Here is a 16468-nt window from a genome sequence, read left to right on the forward strand (position 1 = left end):
CGCCCTGGACATTTCCGACGTCGCGCGGCGGCCGATTGCCGAGGGCCGGCAGATCACCGCCGACCAGCTCGGCCAGATCGCCCCCTACCTGCGAGCCCACATCAGCCGCTTCGGCGCGTACGCCACCGACGAGCTACGTCATCGGCCGGATCCGTTCGATCCCCTGCTGAAGGAGGTGGGCTTCGCCGACGTCGAGTTGGCCGCTTGATCACCCGTCGCGCTCGATGGCCATGGTGATCAATGCGGTGATCATGTGATGGTCATTCCTTCGCGGGAGTGAGGCCCGCGGTGACGATGTCGATCAGCAGGTCGAGAACCTTCTCCCGCACGGCGGGCTCGCCCAGCCGGTCGGCGAACATCGGCACCAGCAGCACGCACTGCAGCACACCGATGATCACGATCGGATCGGCGGCGATCAGTTCTCCTTCGGCCTTCCTGACCGCGACGAACTCGCTCAGCGCCGTCACCGGGTTGTCGGTCATGACGGTGACCCGGGTGGGATCCAGTTTGCGGGCCACGGCCTGCATTTCCTCGGGATGGGTCATCAGACGCCGCCACAGCGGGTTGGCCGACAACTCAGCGAGCGTGGCACGCAGGAAGCGGCGCAGCCCTTCGCGGGTGTCCGTGGTGCTGAGCAGTCCGTCGTCGATGACCCGGCGTTTCACCTCGCCGGTCTGGCGCAGCATCAGCTCCAGATACAGGGCTTCCTTGGAATCGAAGAACACATAGAAGCTGCTCTTGGCCACTCCGGTGGGGGCCATCAGTTCTTCGAGCGAGGTCTTGCGCAGGCCCTGGCTGGTGAACAGGCGCTGCCCGGTCTCCAGCAGGATGCCGGTGATTCGGGCCTTTTCCTCGGCGGAGAACGCGGGCGGCATGGTAGGCCTTCTTTCATCTGAACGTCGGGTGCATATGGTTTCACGGGAGCGGAGGCCGAACGGCGAGCCCGCTCCCTCCCTGCTTCTGCGGGATGGTGCCGTCGGCGGCGTCGAGAGTTAGTTGTTCGCTGATGTTCGCTGGTCCTCGGCAGCGCGCACGGTGGCGGGCTCGGTGGCGGGCTCGGCCGGTGTGGCGCGGCGGGGGCGGAGCAGGGAGAAGGCCACCACGGCGGCGGCGGCCGCGAGCACGGCGCCGGCGAGCATGACGAACGACATGGAACCGGCGAACGCCTGCCGTGCCACGCCCATGATCGCCTGCTGGCCGGTGGCCAGGGCACCGGCCAGGGACTCCTGGACGGCGGCGGGCAGTCCGCCGGGGAGCCGGGACTGGTAGCCGGCGGTCAGGGCGCTGCCCAGCACGGCGATGCCCAGCGCGCTGCCGGCCTGGGAGATGGTGCTGTTCATTGCCGACCCGGCGCCGGCGTCCTTCGGCGGGATCGCGCTCATCAGTGCGGTGACCGCCGCGGGGGTGGCCAGCCCAGCGCCCATGCCCAGCACTGTCAGAGCGACGGCCAGCAACGGGTAGCCGTCGGCCGGGGTCAGCGTGGCTAGCAGGAGGAATCCTGCGGCGGTGACGAGCATGCCGGTGGTGACCATGGCCCGGTTGCTGAAGCGGCGGCCGAGCGTGGCGCCGGTCAGGTTGAACGCGGCGGAGGAGGCGGCGAACGGCAGCAACGCCATCCCGGCCTGAAGCACGCCGTAGCCGGCGACGAGCTGGATGTACTGGGTGAGTGCGAGCATCATGCCGGCCGCGGCGAACGCGAGCAGCATCACCGCCAGCGTGCCGCCGGTGAAGGTGCGGTCGCGGAAGATTCGCAGCGGGAGCATCGGCGTGGCCGTGCGCAACTCCCAGGCCACGAAGCAGGCCATGACCACCAACCCGAATGCCAGGACTCCGGCGGTGACGGGGCTGTCCCAGCCGTGCTCGGGAGCGGCGGTGACGGCGTACACCACGGCGGCCATCCCGGTGGTGCACAGCAGCGCGCCGACAACGTCGCTGCGCCCGGCTGCGCCGGTGGACTCCGGCATCAGCAGCATCGCGGCGGCGATCGCGACGACGGCGACGGGCACGTTGATCAGGAACACCGACCCCCACCAGAAGTGATCCAGCAGGAAGCCGCCCAACGAGGGCCCGGCCAGCACACCGGCCAGGGACACGGTACTCCAGGCGGCGATGGCCTTGCGCCGCTCGGTCTCGTCGAACACGGTGATGAGGATGGACATGGTGGCGGGCATGACCAGCGCGGCGCCGACGCCCATCAGCGCCCGCCCGGCGATCAGGATCTCCGGCGTCCCGGCGTAGGTGGCCAGCAGCAAGGCGGCCGCGAACACCGTCAGGCCGGCGGTCAGCATGCGCCTGCGGCCGTAGCGGTCCGACAGCCCGCCGGCGGTCAGCAGCAGCCCGGCGAAGGCCAGCGTGTACGCGCTGATGATCCATTGGATGTCCTGCGGGGACGCGCCGAGTTCGCGCATGAGGGAGGGGATGGCGAGGTTGAGGATGGTGTTGTCGATCACCAGGACGAGCAGGCTCAGGCAGAGCGCTCCCAGGATCCACCAGCGGCGCGGATGCGCCGTTCCGGGGGTGTGCATGACGGGTCTTCTCACCTTCAAGGGGTTCGAGGGCTCCCGTGGCCGGGACGCGGTCGCCGGCCACGGGCAGGGTCAGTTGCTGTCGGGGGAGGCGCGGCGCAGGCCCTCTTCGTAGATGGCGACGAAGCGGTCGATCTGCCACAGCTGGGAGATGAAGATCAGTGTCAGGCCGAACACCGCCGGCCAGGCCTCGATCGTGACGAGGCCGTACACCATGATCCCGAGCCCGACGGCGGCCAGGGCGATCAGCCAGCGGATCGCCGGGCGGTGTGCCTCGGCGGCCAGGGAGTGGTCGGCGGCGTACATCTTCTCGCCGTAGATGCCTTTCTCCGCCCAGCGGCGCGGCTCATAGACGGGCTTGAAGGCGTGCGGGTTGATCCACATCCAGATCACCCCGGCGGCGATCGGGGCCAGTGACCACCAGCCGAGCTCCTCGCGGAAGTAGATCGGCGCCAGGATCGGCAGCACGCCCGCCATGCGGGTCCACACGCTCCACGCGTTCGCGTGGCGCTTCCACGACTCCTCGTTGAGACCGAATGTCGCGGCGGCGGCCTGGGTCAGCTTCATGATGCTCCTCGTCGGGAAAAAGGCGGAGCAGGAGGCGCTCCAACCGATGACTCCATAAAACCAGTTTCTTCAAATGTTTTCAAGGTGGCGCAGCAGAGCCTCGGCGAAGGGGGAAGTTCCAGTTTCGCCTTCCGCTCCCGCACCCCGGTGGAGGTGAGTCTGGTGTCCATCAAGAAGGGTCGCGCGCTGCTATCAATCTCACCAGGCGAGCGCGACTGACCGTTACGTGGACGGCTGGCGGCTCCACCCGCGCAACCCGTTGGCTTGGGCCTCACCCAGGTGGAGGAGCAGGCCGAGATCGTCTACCAGTACCGGACGGCCGGCGGGACGCCACGGTTCTGGGGCTGGCTCGGCGGCTCCTATGAGGGGACGTTCACCGCCCAGCTCGGCCCCGCCCGGACCTACCCGGGCGTGCGCACCAAGGTCGCCGGGGTGTGGGCCGCCGCCCGGGACGGCAGCCCGTACGCCTACCGCCTGGCCTGGTTCCGCTCCGGGGGCATGGTCAACGGATTCGAGCGGCGCGTGGCGCAGCGCGACCTGGCCGCCGTCCGAACCCACTACGCCCGCCACCTGCCCGAGGCCGAGGCCCGCGCGGCCGGCGGCGCCTGGCCGCGCGACGGCATCGGCTTCTCCTTCCTGTGGCTCACCACGTTCGGCACGCCGTTCGAGCAGGTCGAGTACGTCAACACCGACGACGGCATCCGCTGGCAGCGCCACCTGTTCGAGTACGGCTCCGACGGCCGGCTCAACCGGTTCCAATCGCCCCGCACGGCCTACCGGCCCGGCCGGGCGTACACGGAGCTGTGGAACCGCGGCGTCTTCTCACCCGCCCTGCCCCCGGCGCACGAGAAGGACTTCGACGGCGTCAGCCGCATCGGCGACGTCATCTCGACCGACCTGCTCATGTACGGCGACGGCAGAGGGTCGCTCGGCTCCTCCACCCGGGCCACGCAGCGAACCGCCCTCTACCGTGACGGCGCCCTCGTGGGCGAGCAGCAGGAGCTCCGGACGAGCTTCACCGTGCCCGCGGGGGAGGCCGCCTACCGTCTCGTCGTCGACAGCGAACGCGGTGCACCCGCGACGCTGTCCACACGGGTGTCCAGCGTGTGGACGTTCCGGTCCGGGCACGTCGCGGGTGACACGCCCGCGCGGCTGCCCGTGTCGGTCGTCCGCTTCAGCCCGGCCCTCGACGCCGAGAACTCCGCCCCGTCCGGGCGGCGCTTCACGGTGCCGGTGACCGTTCAACCGCTGGCGGGCAGCGCCGCCCGTCCCGTCAGGCGCCTGTCGGTGGACGCCTCCTACGACGACGGCGCCACCTGGACCAGGGCCGAGATCCGCGGAGCGGCGGCCGTTCTGCGCCACCCGGCCGGCGACGGGTTCGTGTCGCTGCGCGCCCGGGCGGTGGACCGGGCGGGCAACTCGGTGGAGCAGACGGTCATCCGGGCCTACCGGATTCGGTGACCCCGAGCCGTGACTCCTCGACAACGGGTGGGGGAGGCGGTTGAAAGTCCACGCCGGCGAGTGTCGTATCAGGGCCTGCCCCGATCGTCGTGCTGGTGAAGGCTGCCTGGGTACATCATCGGCTGACGGGAGGAAGCAGAGCGTGAAGTATGTGCTGATGTTTATCGAGACCGAGCAGTTCGCGCAAGAGCTGAAGGCGATGGGCGAGCTGGAGCAGCGCCAGGCCTATGAGGCGGTGGGCCGGTGGTTCGCCGAGAACGCCGAGGTGATCACTCACCACACGCATCTGGCGCCGGTGCACACCGCCACCACGTTGCGCCTCGACGGCGCCGAACCGGTGGTCACCGACGGCCCGTTCGTGGAGGGCAAGGAGGTGGTGAGTGGGTACGCCGAGGTCGAGGTGACCGATCTGGATGAGGCGCTGAAGCTGGCCCGCTCGTGGCCGGCGTGCCCGATCGTGGAGATCCGTCCCGTCTCGTGACCAGCCCGGCAGGCCGGCCCGCGGACCAGCAACCGCCCGCCGCCGATCCCGTCGGCGGGCGGCCCGGCCGTGCCGCCGGCGACGACCTCGACGGCGACAGCGGGCGGGTGCTGGCCCGGGTGGTGCGCGAGCACGCGGGCCGGCTGGCGGCGAGCCTGATCACGCTGCTGGGCGACTTCTCCGCCGCCGAGGACCTGGTGCAGGACGCGGTGGAGACCGCGCTGCGCCGCTGGCCGGTCGAGGGCATCCCGGAGCGGCCGCAGGCGTGGCTGTACACCGTGGCGCGCAGGCGGGGCCTGGACGTGCTGCGGCGTGAGTCGAACCACCGGGCCAAGCTGGCACGGCTGCGCCGGCCTGAGCCGCAGGTGGCCGACGACCGGCTACGGCTGATCTTCACCTGCTGCCACCCGGCGCTGGCCCCGGCGGCGCGGATCGCGCTGACGCTCCGGGTGGTGTGCGGCCTGTCGACCGGGCAGATCGCCGCGGCGTTCGTGGTGCCCGAGAGCACGGTGGCCCAGCGCATCACCCGGGCGAAGAAGAAGATCGCCCAGGCCGGCATCCCCTACCGTGTCCCCGCCGCCGACGAGTTGCCGGAGCGGCTGCGCTCGGTGCTGGCAGTCGTCTACCTGCTGTTCAACGAGGGCTACCTGTCCAGCACACCCGAACGGGCCCAGGCGCGCGATCTGGTCGACGACGCCGAATGGCTGGCCGCCCTGCTGGCTGGTCTGGCGCCGCGAGAGCCGGAGGTGGCCGGACTGCTGGCGTTGATCCGGCTGCACCGGGCGCGCGGCGCCGCCCGCTTCGACGAGGAGGGCCGGCTGGTGCTCCTGCCCGACCAGGACCGCTCCCGCTGGGACCAGCACGCGATCGAGCAGGCGATCGCCCTGCTGACCCGCACGGCCCATGCGCATCGGCGGCCGGGGCCGTACCAGTTGCAGGCGGCGATCGCGGCCTGCCACGCTGAGGCGACCTCGTTCGAGCAGACCGACTGGGTGCAGATCCTGGTGCTCTACGACATGCTGGCGCACGTCGCCCCCTCACCGGTCACCCGGCTGCACCGGGCTGTCGCCGTGCGCCACGTACACGGCGCCGCGACGGCGCTGGCCGAGGTCGACGCTCTCGGACACGACCTGGCCGGCTACGCGCTCTGGCACGCCACCCGCGCCGAGCTGCTGCGCGAGCTGGGCGAGGCCGAGCAGGCGCGGGCGTGTGACAAGCGGGCGCTGGAGCTGACCGTCAATCCCGCCCAGCAGGCGCTGCTGGCCGGGCGGCTCACCTGGAGCTGACGCCGGAGCGGCGCCCTCAGCCGGGTCGCCAGGGGGAGTCCGGGTCCACGGGACGGGCCTCGCCGCTGACCTGCAGGGCGTAGGTGGGCTGGTGGCGGCCGGGCACCGGGCCAAGGTAGGGGTGGCCGGTCAAGTGGCACCAGGCGGGCAGATCGAGCGGCGCGGCCGGGTCGGTGGCGATCAGATGCACCACGCTGCCGGGCGCCAGGCCGGCCACCAGACGGCTCAGCTCGAGCAACAGGTGTACGCAGCGGCGCTCGCCGCCGTCCAGCACGACCGGCAAGCCGGCGCGTCCTCCTGCCGGGCCGCCGGGTGCTGGGGGGGCGGTCATGTCGCGGTCGCCGCTGCGGCGACGGGCAGGTCGGCCAGCCGCCATTCGAGCATGCCGTCGGCCAGCCGGACGGCATGGCGGCCGCGCGCCGTCAGGGCGCGGACCGCGTCGTAGGCGAGCACGCAGTATTCGCCGCGGCAGTACACGACGATCTCGGCGTCGGCGGGCAGCTCGTCGATCCGGTCGGCCAGTTCGGCGACGGGGATGGAGACGGCCCCGGGGATGTGGCCGGCCAGGTATTCCTCCACCGGGCGGACGTCGAGCACCACGACGTCTCCCGCCTCGACGCGGGCGCGCAACTGCTCGCGGGTGACTTCCACCGCGCCGTCCTGGCCGAGGTAGGCGTCCCGCGCCGGGGGGACGGCGGCCTGGTGGTTCTCGGCGACCTTGCGCAGCAGCGCGAACAGCCGGGCGACGTCTTCGCCGGCGAGCCGGTAGTGGATGCGCACTCCCTCGCGGCGGGTGGTGACGAACCCGGCCTGCTTGAGCGTCTGCAGGTGGGACGAGGCGGTGGTCAGGTTCAGCCCGGCGGCTTTGGCCAGGGCCTCGACGGTGCGTTCGCCCTGGGCGAGCAGGTCGAGCAGTTCCAGCCGTTTGCCGCTGGCCAACGCCTTGCCGCTGGCCGCGAACGCGTCGTAGAGCTGCGCTTTGGCCTGTGTGGGAGTACCCGCCATAACATCCTCCATAGTTCCATGGAATATTGTAGTCCATGTGGGGGCGCGCCGGCACGTGCCGCCCCGTAGCACCGATCTTTGGAGAGCGCCGTGGGATTCGCCGACGACCATCTGACAACGCTGGTCGACGAAGGGCTGGGCAACAGCGCCTACCTCGTCGACCTGGGCGACGGCCGCGCGCTCGCCGTGGACGCCGGCCGTGACCTACGTTCCCTGCACGCCGCCGCCCGCCGGCGCGGCCTGACCGTCGTCTACGCGGCCGACACCCACCTGCACGCCGACTTCCTGTCCGGCGCAGTCCAACTCGGCCACGACACCGGTGCCACCGTGCTGGCCTCCACCGCCGGACGCCGCGCGTTCCCGCACCACGGCCTGGAAGACGGCGATGAGGTCGATCTGGGAGGGCTGACCCTTCGTGTCCTGGCCACGCCCGGCCACACCGACGAGCACCTGTCGTACCTGCTGCTGGACAACGGCCGCGCGCTCGGCGTGTTCACCGGCGGGTCGCTGATCGTGGACTCCGCCGCCCGCACCGACCTGCTCGGCGCAGAGCGCACCGAGGAACTGACCCGCGCTCAGTACCGGTCGCTGCACCGGCTGGCGGCCTTGCCGGACGCGACCGCGGTGTGGCCCACCCACGGCGCGGGCTCGTTCTGCTCCGCCCCACCCGGCACCGAGCGCACCACCACCATCGGCGCCCAGAAACAGACCAACCCACTGCTTGCCGCTCCGGACGAGGACGCCTTCCTCCGGCGACTGGTGGCCGGCCTGGGCTCCTACCCCGCCTACTTCGCCCGGCTGACCGAGCGCAACCGGCGCGGCCCCACCGTCCTGACCGGTGCGCCTCCGCTGCCCGCCCTGGAGGCCTGGCAGGTCAAGGCGCTGCTCGCCGACGGCGGCCATGTCGTGGACGTACGCCCGGCGGCCGAATTCGCCGCCGGCCACATCCCCGGCGCGATCTCCATCCCCCTGCGCGAGCAATTCGCCACCTGGCTCGGCTGGCTCCTGCCCGATGATGCCCCCATCGCCTTCGTCGCCCACCAGGACCAGGACCTGGCCGAGATCGTCTGGCAGGCGTACAAGATCGGCTACGAGCGGCCGGCCGGACACCTGGCCGGCGGCATGACCGCCTGGCTGGAGGCCGGCCACCCGCAGACGGCCACTGCGTTCGTCGCCGCCGACCAGGTCCCGCAGGGCCCCTACCTCGACGTGCGCCAGGACTCCGAGTACGCCGCCGGGCACGTGCCCGGCGCGCAGCATGTCGAACTCGGGGAGCTGCCCGGTCATGCCGCGGACGTCCCGGCGGGCGCGGTCGTGGCCTGCGGGCATGGCGAGCGGGCCATGACGGCCGCGAGTCTGCTGGAACGCGCCGGACACACCGATCTGACGGTCCTGAACGGCGGTCCGGCCGAGTACGCCGCCGCCCGCGGCATCCGGCTCGACGTGACGGCGCGGGGCGGGTCCTGGTGAGCACCGGCACGATCCCACCGGTGCGACTGGGGCTGAGGGAGAACTGGCCGCAGTTCGCCCTGCTGGTCATCGTCAACATCTGCGTGGGTGGCCTGGTCGGACTGGAGCGCACCACCGTGCCGCTGATCGGGACCGACGTGTTCGGCCTGACCAGCGACCTGGCGGTGTTCTCCTTCATCATCGCCTTCGGCCTGACCAAGGCGCTGACCAACCTCGCCGCTGGTGCGCTGACCGCGCGCTTCCACCGCAAGCAGCTCCTGGTCGCCGGCTGGCTGATCGGCGCGCCGGTGCCGTTCATGCTGGCGTGGGGGCCGTCGTGGTGGTGGATCGTGGCGGCGAACCTGCTCCTCGGCCTCAACCAGGGCCTGACCTGGTCCATGACCGTCAACATGAAGATCGACCTGGTCGGCCCGGCCCGCCGCGGGCTGGCCACCGGGCTGAACGAGGCCGCCGGCTACACCGCGGTCGGCGTCACCGCCCTGCTCACCGGCTACCTGGCCACCGCCTACGGGCTGCGTCCGGCACCCGAGCTCATCGGCGTCGTCTTCGTCGCCGCCGGCCTGATCCTGTCGCTTACCGTCCGCGACACCGCCGTCCATGTCGCCCTCGAACTCGCCCAGCACCCCAAGCCGCTGCCCGACGGCGACCACACCGGACTCGCGGCGACGTTCGCCCGCACCTCCTGGCGCGAGCGCTCGCTACGCGGCGCCAGCCAGGTGGGGCTGGTCAACAACCTCAACGACGGCTTGACGTGGGGTGTCTTCCCGCTGCTGTTCACCGACCACGGCCTCGGCCTGGCCGCCGTCGGCCTGATCAAGGGCCTTTACCCGATCCTGTGGGGCCTCGGGCAGATCCCCACCGGCCATCTCGCCGACCGCATCGGCCGCAAACCCCTCATCGTGTACGGCATGCTTGTCCAGGCGGGGGGGTTCGTCCTCGCGCTGGTGCTGCTGGATCGTCCGCTGCTGGCCGGGATCCTGTCGGCCGTCGCGCTCGGCCTGGGCACCGCGATGGTCTACCCGGCGCTGATCGCCTCCGTCTCCGACCACGCCCACCCCGCCTGGCGGGCCAATGCGCTGGGCACCTACCGGTTCTGGCGCGACATCGGCTATGCCGCGGGAGCCCTGCTCGCCGGCCTCCTGGCCGACGCCTTCGGCCTGGAGGCCACCGTCGTCGCCGCCGCCGTGCTCACCGCCGCCTCCGGCCTGCTCGCCGCCCGGTGGATCACCGAGCATCGCAGTCACTGAGTCCGGTAGGCGGCCCCGAAACGGCCGTGCGCGGGTCAGCCGGGGTGCGACTGGCCCGCCTGGTCCTTCCGCTGCCGCCTTGCCGCGCCGGTAAGGCCGGAACCGGCCGCTGCTGGCCAGGCCGGACGTGTCGGCGCGCCCGTGCTCCAGGAAAGGTGGCTGCCCGCCGGGCTTGAGCACCCGGCGCGCCTCGGCCGGCGCCGCCCCGACGTCGGGCAGCGAGCACAGCACCATGCAGAACACCGCCGCCCGCACGCTGCGATCGGCCACCGGCAGCCGCTCGGCGACGCCGGGCACCACGTCCACGGGGACGGCCGCCTCGGCGGCGTTCGATCATGCCGCCCTCGTCCATGGCGGCGGCCATTTTTGGATACAGCCGGCCGAACAGCGGCCGTCCTCTGCTCGTATGCACGACGTTCATGGCGCTCACCAGGTCACCGGCAGCGCGGTCAGCCCGCCGGTCAGCGTACGCGTGTCGAAGGTCAGCTCCTCCACCGGGCGGGCCAGCTCCAGGGTGGGGAAGCGGGCGGCGAGCTGGGAGAAGACCACCTGCAGCTCGATGCGGGCCAGAGGGGCCCCGACGCAGTAGCGGGCGCCGTGACCGAAGGTGAGGTGCGGCACGGCGGGCCGGTGCAGGTCGAACCGGTCGGGGTCGGTGAACACGTCGGCGTCGTGGTTGGCGGCGCCGGTGTCCAGCAGCACCAGGTCACCGGCCCGGATCTGGACTCCGGCGATCTCCAGGTCGGTGCGGGCGTAGCGAGGGACGCCTCCACCGCCCAGACCGGGGGCGCGCAGGATCTCCTCGACCGCGGCGTCGATCCGGGACGGATCGGCGACCAGGGCCTGCCACTGGCCAGGCGTGGCCAGCAGCCACAGCACGCCGCAGCCGATCGCGGTGACAGTGGTCTCGTGCCCGGCGAACAGCAGGAACATTCCCATCGCGGCAGCCTCGTCGTCGCTCACCCCGTCGGTGGCGGCCAGCCGGGAGATCACATCGGCATCCGGGTCGCCGGCGGCGCGTTTGCGGGCCACCAGTCGCTGGCCGTAGGCGAACAGCGCGCCCAGGCCGTGTGCTGATCGGGCCCGGTCTGTGATGTCGGCGGCGTCCTGCGTCCAGCCGCGAAACCGGTCCCGCTCTTCGTACGGGACGCCGAGCAGCTCACAGATGACCGCGACCGGCAGCGGCAGCGCCAGCGCGGCATGCAGATCGGCCGGCGGCCCGGCAGCGGCCAGCTCATCGAGCAACCGGGTGGTGAGCGTCTCGACACGGCCGCGCAGCGCGCGCATCCGTTTCGGCGAGAAGTGTGGCTGCAGCAGCGAGCGCATCCGCCGGTGGTCGGCCTGCTCGGTGTCGAAGCCGCCGAGCGGGCCGCCGAACAGCTCCGACTCGCCGGTGCGGGAGGCACGCTCGGGCTCGGGGTGGGCGCGGCCGAGGCGGTCGTCGTCCAACAGGGCGCGTACCTCCTCGTACCCCGTCACCTGCCAGCCGGGGTCGCCGACCGCGGTGCGGATGGCGTGGATGGGGCCCGAGGCCTGCAGCCGGCGCAGCAGCGGCGGCGGCCGCAGCGGGCCGGGCTGGTCGTAGGGGAGCTGAGCGGGGGTGGACGACATGGCCCCTCGATAAGGTAAACGCGGACTTGTATACTTAGCTGTCTATTAAGCTACATGTAGACTTCGCCTTCTACAAGTGGAGGTCGGATGAGCAAGCCCGTAGCGAGCCAGGGCCAGCGCGAGGCCGGACCGGCTCAGCCGGTGCGCAGGCTGCGCCGCGCCGAACGGCGTGAGCAGATCCTCGACGCGGCCACCCGCGCCTTCGCCCGCGCCGGCTATGCCGCCACGGGGCTGGACGACATCGCCGCCGAAGCCGAGTTGACCCGAGCCATGCTGTACCGGCACTTCGACTCCAAGGCCGACCTCTACCGGGCCGTCCTCGACCGCGCGTGTGCACGGCTGGCCGAAGCCGCCGGCGCCGACGACTTCGACGAGGACTCCATCCCCGCTCTGCTGCGCGCCGCCGCCGCCGACCCCGACGGGTTCCGGCTGCTGTTTCGCCACGCCGCCCGCGAGCCTGACTTCCGCGAGCTGATCGACTCCATCACCGCCGCCTCCCGCGAGGTCGCCCACCGCAACCTCGCCCGAGCCATTCCCGCGGGCCCCTGGCTGGACTGGGCCGCGAACCTCATCCCCACCCTCACCCTGGAGTCCGTCATCGCCTGGCTGGACGCCGGACAGCCGGACCCCGGCCAGGCCGCCGACCGCATCACGGCGGCCGTGCACGGCGTCATGGCCGCCGCCCGCCCAGCGCCCGCACCCGGCGCCGACCGGCACCCCGCACAGCGGCCGGCGCAGAGCCGGAGCTCGTCGCAGTCGACGAGCCGGGCGAGGAGTGAGCCGGTGCGGCCACCGGGGGCGTAGCCCTCGGGCCCACGAAACGGGCCGAGGGCACGTGGAGCCCGCCCGCGAGCCGGGAAACGGGTCAGTGGCGCCTCGCCGCCGCCAGGTGGTCGCGGTAGTCGCGGGGCGGCAGGCCGTACTCCCGCCGGAAGGCCCGGCTGAAATGGAACGGGCTGGCGAACCCCGACGCCACCGCGACCTGCCCCACGTCGAGGCCGGTCATCTCGAGGAGCCGGGCGGCGTGCCGGAGGCGGGCCCGCCGTACCGCCCGCATGGGGGTGGTGCCCGTCTCGGCCGTGAACAGATGCGCGAACCGGGACGGCGACAGGGCGACGGCGCCCGCCAGCGAGGCGACCGAGTGCGGCGCGCCAGGCGCGGCGGCGATCAGCGCGAGGGCGCGGCGCACCCGGGCGTCCCCACCGCCGTCCGTGCCCCCGGAGCGGCTGCCGGCGGCGGTGGCCAGCAGCAGCGCCTCCTCGACCGCCACCATCACCAGGGCCCGGGCGGCAACCGAACCCGCGACAGCCGGTCCGGGCGGGTCCGGCGTCGTCCCGCCCGCCGGGGTGACCCAGCGGGCGTCCCGCAGCGCGCGACGGAACACCTGGTCGATGCGCTCGTGCAGGGCGCCCGGCACCCCGCCGACCAGATGGCAGCCGGCCGCCGACGCGTACGGGCGGAGCCAGGACGTCCACGACGGCCGGGGCTGGAAGTGCACCCACCAGAACCGCCACCGGTCCCCGCCGGGCGCGACCCGGTAATGCTGAGCCGCCCCCGACGCCAGCACCACCAGGTCCCCCGGCCCGACGACGAACGACACCCCGGACTGCTTGACGAGTCCCGCGCCCGCCTGGGTCCACATGAGCAGCCAGTTCGGCGAGCCGCCCGGCCGGCGGGTGACGTAGCCGGGCCGCTCGTCGAAGTGGCCCACGATGATCGACTCGGCAGCAGGAACGGACATGTCGTCAGCGGTCACAGGCATACCCTTACCCGGCGCCGCTGCCTAGCGTGAACGACATGAGGATCACCGATTTCCACGAGCAGGGGTACGTCCTGGCGCGCGGCTTGCTGGCCCCCGACGAGGTGGCCCGGCTGCGCGAGGAGTTCATGGCGCTGCACGCCGCAGGGCCCGTTCCGGGCCACTTCACGCCACTGCCGCAGGAGCCCGGCCGGCCGTACGACGTCCTGCGCGACTATCCGCGGATCATGCATCCCCATCAGATCAACGAGCTGGCCCTGCGCTACCTCCTCGACCCGCGCATCGCGGAGATCCTGCGCGAACTGCTGGAGGAGGAGCCGATAGCAGCCCAGAGCATGTTCTACTTCAAGCCGCCGGGGGCACGCGGACAGGCGCTGCACCAGGACAACTTCTACCTCCGGGTCGAACCGGGGACGTGTGTGGCCGCCTGGGTGGCGCTCGACCTGGTGGACCGGGCCAACGGCGGGCTGGAGGTGGTGCCCGGCACGCACCTGATGGACGTGTTCTGCCCGGAGGAGGCCGATCCGGGGGTGTCGTTCACCCGCGAGTACGTCGCGCCGCCGCCCGGTCTGCGACGGGTGCCGGTCGACATGTCGCCCGGCGACGTGCTGTTCTTCAACGGCAGCCTGGTGCACGGGTCCGAGGCGAACACGACGACCGACCGGTTCCGGCGCAGTTTCATCTGCCATTACGCCGGTCGCTCGGCCGAGCGGATCTCCGCGTACTACCCGACGCTCACCATGTCCGGGGAGCCCGTGACCTTGGAGCCCGCCACCGGCGGCGGCCCCTGCGGCACCGAAGTGACGGCCCCGCACTGAGCGACGCGGGCGTCAGCGCGGGCTCAGCGCAGTTGCTGGATGCGGACCAGGTTCCCCGCGGGGTCGCGGAAGGCGCAGTCGCGCACTCCGAACGGCTGCTCGACCGGCTCCTGGACCACCTCGGCGCGGCCGGCCACCGCCCGCTCGAAGAGACCGTCGAGGTCGTCGGTGGCCAGCAGGATGCCGGCGTAGGTGCCCTTGGCCATCATCTCGGCGATGGTGACGCGCTCGTCGTCGGTGATGCCGGGGTCGGCGGCCGGTGGCTGCAGGACGACGGATACGCCGGGCTGGTCGGCGGGGCCTACCGTGATCCAGCGCATCCCGTCATATCCGACGTCGTCGCGCACCTCGAAACCGAGAGCGTCGCGGTAGAAGGCCAGGGAGGCGTCCGGGTCGTCATGCGGCAGGAAACTCGCGTGGATGGTGACTTTCATGCAGGTAAGGCTAGGTCCGGGGCGGGGCGCACGCTTCTCGATTCCTGATCGTTGCGCCGCCTGCCGGCATCCGTCCGAGGGGCGCGAGCCCGGGGCGTCATGGCGGAAGGCCGCGTCCCCGGGGCGATTCGGGCGCGCGGCCTTCCGGGTCCGCGGGGTCACGCGCCGGACGGGGCCCCCTTCGGGTCCGGCTCGGGCAGGTCCAGGCTGTCGCGCAGCCGGGCGGGCTTGAGGAAGGCGGCCGCGACGAGGCCGACGACGGTGATCCCGGCCGAGATCAGGAAGATGTGGCCGGTGGCGTCTCCGTAGGCGGCCCGGACGATGGTCCTGACCGGTTCGGGCAGCGCGGCGATGTTGAGGCTGCTCCCCGCCGCACTCCCGGCGGCGGGGATGCCGGCCTTGGCCAGGCCCTCGGCGATGTGGGCGGTGACCCGGTTGGCCAGGACGGCGCCGAGCACCGAGACGCCGACGGTGCCGCCGAGCGAACGGAAGAACGTGATGGCGCCGCTGGCCGCGCCGATCTCGCGCAGCGGGACGGTGTTCTGGATGACCAGGACGAGGTTCTGCATGGACATGCCGACGCCGACGCCGACGGCCAGCATGCAGACGGAGACCAGCACCATCGAGGTCTCGTGGTCGATGGTGGCCAGGCCCGCGAACCCCAGCAGCAGGACCACCAGGCCGGTCATGATGTACGGCTTGGTGCGGCCGCTCCTGGAGACCATCCGGCCGCTGATGGTGGAGGAGACCAGCACGCCCGCCATCATCGGGATGGTCAGCAGTCCGGCGGCCGTGGGGCCGTAGCCGCGGCCGATCTGGAAGTACTGGCCCAGGAACACCGCGCCGCCGAACATGGCCATGCCGACGGCGAGGCTGGCCAGGATGGCGAGGGCGGGGGTGCGCCGGCTGATGACGTGCAGCGGCACGACCGGCTCCTTGACCCTCGACTCGACCCACGTGGCCGCGGCGAGCAGCAGCACTCCGCCGCCGGCCATGGCGGCGGTCTGCCAGGACAGCCAGTCGAAGTCGCCGCCGACGAAGGTGACCCAGATGAGCAGGACGCTGACACCGGCCGCGATGAGGGTGGCGCCCCAGTAGTCGATGCTCACGTCCGAGCGGCGCTCGGTCGGCAGGTGCAGGGTCTTGGCCAGCAGCGCGAAGGCGGCGACGGTGAACGGCACGGCGATGAAGAAGCACCATCGCCAGCCGAGCCAGGAGGTGTCGGCGATGAGCCCCCCGAGCAGCGGGCCGCCGACGGTTGCCACGGCCATGACGGCGCCGAGGTAGCCGTTGTAGCGGCCGCGTTCCCTGGGGCTGATCATCGCGGCGATGACCACCTGGGCGAGGATCTGCAGGGCTCCCATGCCGAGGCCCTGGACCGCGCGGAAGGCGATGAGCTGCCCGGTGTCCTGGGCGAACCCGCAGGCCAGCGAACTGACCATGAAGATCACGATGGAGATCTGCAGCAGCAGCTTCTTGTCGAACAGGTCGGCCAGCTTGCCCCAGACGGGAGTCGAGGCGGTCGAGGCCAGCAGGGAGGCGGTGACGACCCACGTGTACTGGGACTGGCTGCCTTCGAGCGCGCCGATGATCTGTGGGAGCGCCACCGAGACGATGGTGCCGCTCAGCATCGCGACGAACAGGACGAGCAGCAGGCCGCTGAGGGCCTCCAGGATCTGACGATGGGTCATCGGCTCGGCCGCGGACGGCGTCGCCGTCTGTGCGGGCATGCGCAACCTCCGGCTGGTGGGGCATTGTGGGCAGCTCGGACACTTTACCTTCCCACTGGGCAAACTTGCGCATT

17 protein-coding genes and 1 pseudogene are annotated in these 16468 nt (G+C 72.0%); 8 read left to right on the forward strand and 10 right to left on the reverse strand.

Annotated elements, in window-relative coordinates:
- The first annotated feature begins 10 nt into the window (after positions 1-10).
- Positions 11-208, forward strand: coding sequence for a hypothetical protein (locus tag ACGF0J_RS08480; RefSeq protein ID WP_393143910.1), 198 nt, complete (start codon positions 11-13; stop codon positions 206-208).
- Between the two features lie 52 nt (positions 209-260).
- Here ACGF0J_RS08480 and ACGF0J_RS08485 read toward each other — a convergent pair whose 3' ends face one another.
- From ACGF0J_RS08485 to ACGF0J_RS08495, 3 genes are all read right to left on the reverse strand, one after another.
- The gene (locus ACGF0J_RS08485) at positions 261-875 is read right to left on the reverse strand and encodes a TetR/AcrR family transcriptional regulator (RefSeq protein ID WP_393143359.1); all 615 of its coding nucleotides are present in this window, start codon (positions 873-875) and stop codon (positions 261-263) included.
- A gap of 117 nt (positions 876-992) precedes the next feature.
- Positions 993-2525, reverse strand: a complete 1533-nt coding sequence (locus ACGF0J_RS08490) for an MFS transporter (RefSeq protein WP_393143361.1) — start codon at positions 2523-2525, stop codon at positions 993-995.
- A 72-nt stretch (positions 2526-2597) separates the two neighbouring features.
- A complete protein-coding gene (locus ACGF0J_RS08495; protein WP_393143363.1) occupies positions 2598-3092 on the reverse strand; it encodes a DUF6653 family protein in 495 nt (164 codons plus the stop codon).
- A 264-nt stretch (positions 3093-3356) separates the two neighbouring features.
- On the opposite strand from ACGF0J_RS08495, the gene ACGF0J_RS08500 reads away from it, so the two are divergent.
- The 3 genes from ACGF0J_RS08500 to ACGF0J_RS08510 all read left to right on the forward strand — a co-directional run bounded on the left by ACGF0J_RS08500 (position 3357) and on the right by ACGF0J_RS08510 (position 6320).
- The gene (locus tag ACGF0J_RS08500; RefSeq protein ID WP_393143365.1) at positions 3357-4553 is read left to right on the forward strand and encodes a hypothetical protein; all 1197 of its coding nucleotides are present in this window, start codon (positions 3357-3359) and stop codon (positions 4551-4553) included.
- 142 nt (positions 4554-4695) lie between these two features.
- The gene (locus tag ACGF0J_RS08505) at positions 4696-5034 is read left to right on the forward strand and encodes a YciI family protein (RefSeq protein ID WP_393143367.1); all 339 of its coding nucleotides are present in this window, start codon (positions 4696-4698) and stop codon (positions 5032-5034) included.
- Positions 5031-6320, forward strand: coding sequence for an RNA polymerase sigma factor (locus tag ACGF0J_RS08510; RefSeq protein WP_393143369.1), 1290 nt, complete (start codon positions 5031-5033; stop codon positions 6318-6320). The genes ACGF0J_RS08505 and ACGF0J_RS08510 overlap by 4 nt, the downstream gene beginning before the upstream one ends.
- Before the next feature lie 16 nt (positions 6321-6336).
- On the opposite strand, the gene ACGF0J_RS08515 is transcribed toward ACGF0J_RS08510, so the two are convergent.
- Positions 6337-6594: a sulfurtransferase TusA family protein gene (locus ACGF0J_RS08515; protein ID WP_393143912.1), complete on the reverse strand. Its 258-nt coding sequence runs from the start codon at positions 6592-6594 to the stop codon at positions 6337-6339.
- 53 nt (positions 6595-6647) lie between these two features.
- Positions 6648-7325, reverse strand: a complete 678-nt coding sequence (locus ACGF0J_RS08520; protein ID WP_393143371.1) for an ArsR/SmtB family transcription factor — start codon at positions 7323-7325, stop codon at positions 6648-6650.
- A 90-nt stretch (positions 7326-7415) separates the two neighbouring features.
- On the opposite strand from ACGF0J_RS08520, the gene ACGF0J_RS08525 reads away from it, so the two are divergent.
- Both ACGF0J_RS08525 and ACGF0J_RS08530 read left to right on the forward strand, forming a co-directional pair.
- Positions 7416-8795 carry a rhodanese-like domain-containing protein gene (locus tag ACGF0J_RS08525; protein ID WP_393143373.1) on the forward strand — a complete coding sequence of 460 codons (1380 nt, stop codon included), beginning with the start codon at positions 7416-7418 and terminating at the stop codon, positions 8793-8795.
- A 20-nt stretch (positions 8796-8815) separates the two neighbouring features.
- A complete protein-coding gene (locus ACGF0J_RS08530) occupies positions 8816-10042 on the forward strand; it encodes an MFS transporter (protein WP_393143375.1) in 1227 nt (408 codons plus the stop codon).
- Positions 10043-10216: 174 nt separating this feature from the next.
- On the opposite strand, the pseudogene ACGF0J_RS08535 reads toward ACGF0J_RS08530, so the two are convergent.
- Together ACGF0J_RS08535 and ACGF0J_RS08540 are read right to left on the reverse strand one after the other, a co-directional pair.
- A pseudogene (locus ACGF0J_RS08535) lies at positions 10217-10348 on the reverse strand (methyltransferase domain-containing protein); the annotation flags it as partial.
- A 120-nt stretch (positions 10349-10468) separates the two neighbouring features.
- Complete coding sequence (locus ACGF0J_RS08540) at positions 10469-11653, reverse strand: cytochrome P450 (protein ID WP_393143377.1); 1185 nt, start codon at positions 11651-11653, stop codon at positions 10469-10471.
- Between the two features lie 87 nt (positions 11654-11740).
- On the opposite strand from ACGF0J_RS08540, the gene ACGF0J_RS08545 reads away from it, so the two are divergent.
- On the forward strand, positions 11741-12457 hold the full coding sequence (locus ACGF0J_RS08545; RefSeq protein WP_393143379.1) for a TetR/AcrR family transcriptional regulator: 717 nt from the start codon (positions 11741-11743) through the stop codon (positions 12455-12457).
- 61 nt (positions 12458-12518) lie between these two features.
- Here ACGF0J_RS08545 and ACGF0J_RS08550 read toward each other — a convergent pair whose 3' ends face one another.
- Entirely contained in the window at positions 12519-13409 is an 891-nt protein-coding gene (locus ACGF0J_RS08550) for a helix-turn-helix domain-containing protein (protein WP_393143381.1), read from the reverse strand.
- 41 nt (positions 13410-13450) lie between these two features.
- Between ACGF0J_RS08550 and ACGF0J_RS08555 the strand changes: the two genes are divergently transcribed.
- Entirely contained in the window at positions 13451-14230 is a 780-nt protein-coding gene (locus ACGF0J_RS08555; RefSeq protein ID WP_393143383.1) for a phytanoyl-CoA dioxygenase family protein, read from the forward strand.
- A gap of 23 nt (positions 14231-14253) precedes the next feature.
- Here the strand turns inward: ACGF0J_RS08555 and ACGF0J_RS08560 are convergent, their stop codons facing one another.
- Both ACGF0J_RS08560 and ACGF0J_RS08565 read right to left on the reverse strand, forming a co-directional pair.
- The gene (locus ACGF0J_RS08560; protein WP_393143385.1) at positions 14254-14664 is read right to left on the reverse strand and encodes a VOC family protein; all 411 of its coding nucleotides are present in this window, start codon (positions 14662-14664) and stop codon (positions 14254-14256) included.
- Positions 14665-14822: 158 nt separating this feature from the next.
- Positions 14823-16355, reverse strand: a complete 1533-nt coding sequence (locus ACGF0J_RS08565) for an MDR family MFS transporter (protein ID WP_393143914.1) — start codon at positions 16353-16355, stop codon at positions 14823-14825.
- Positions 16356-16468 lie beyond the last annotated feature (113 nt).

The organism is Nonomuraea sp. NPDC047897 (genome assembly GCF_043204415.1).
Classification (GTDB): domain Bacteria; phylum Actinomycetota; class Actinomycetes; order Streptosporangiales; family Streptosporangiaceae; genus Nonomuraea.

What these genes read in the sequence shown, in the direction of transcription:
- ACGF0J_RS08485 (WP_393143359.1), bottom strand. Translation starts at nt 875, where the DNA reads ATGCCGCCCGCGTTCTCCGCCGAGGAAAAGGCCCGAATCACCGGCATC.
- ACGF0J_RS08490 (WP_393143361.1), bottom strand. Translation starts at nt 2,525, where the DNA reads ATGCACACCCCCGGAACGGCGCATCCGCGCCGCTGGTGGATCCTGGGA.
- ACGF0J_RS08495 (WP_393143363.1), bottom strand. Translation starts at nt 3,092, where the DNA reads ATGAAGCTGACCCAGGCCGCCGCCGCGACATTCGGTCTCAACGAGGAG.
- ACGF0J_RS08520 (WP_393143371.1), bottom strand. Translation starts at nt 7,325, where the DNA reads ATGGCGGGTACTCCCACACAGGCCAAAGCGCAGCTCTACGACGCGTTC.
- ACGF0J_RS08540 (WP_393143377.1), bottom strand. Translation starts at nt 11,653, where the DNA reads ATGTCGTCCACCCCCGCTCAGCTCCCCTACGACCAGCCCGGCCCGCTG.
- ACGF0J_RS08545 (WP_393143379.1), top strand. Translation starts at nt 11,741, where the DNA reads ATGAGCAAGCCCGTAGCGAGCCAGGGCCAGCGCGAGGCCGGACCGGCT.
- ACGF0J_RS08555 (WP_393143383.1), top strand. Translation starts at nt 13,451, where the DNA reads ATGAGGATCACCGATTTCCACGAGCAGGGGTACGTCCTGGCGCGCGGC.
- ACGF0J_RS08560 (WP_393143385.1), bottom strand. Translation starts at nt 14,664, where the DNA reads ATGAAAGTCACCATCCACGCGAGTTTCCTGCCGCATGACGACCCGGAC.
- ACGF0J_RS08565 (WP_393143914.1), bottom strand. Translation starts at nt 16,355, where the DNA reads ATGACCCATCGTCAGATCCTGGAGGCCCTCAGCGGCCTGCTGCTCGTC.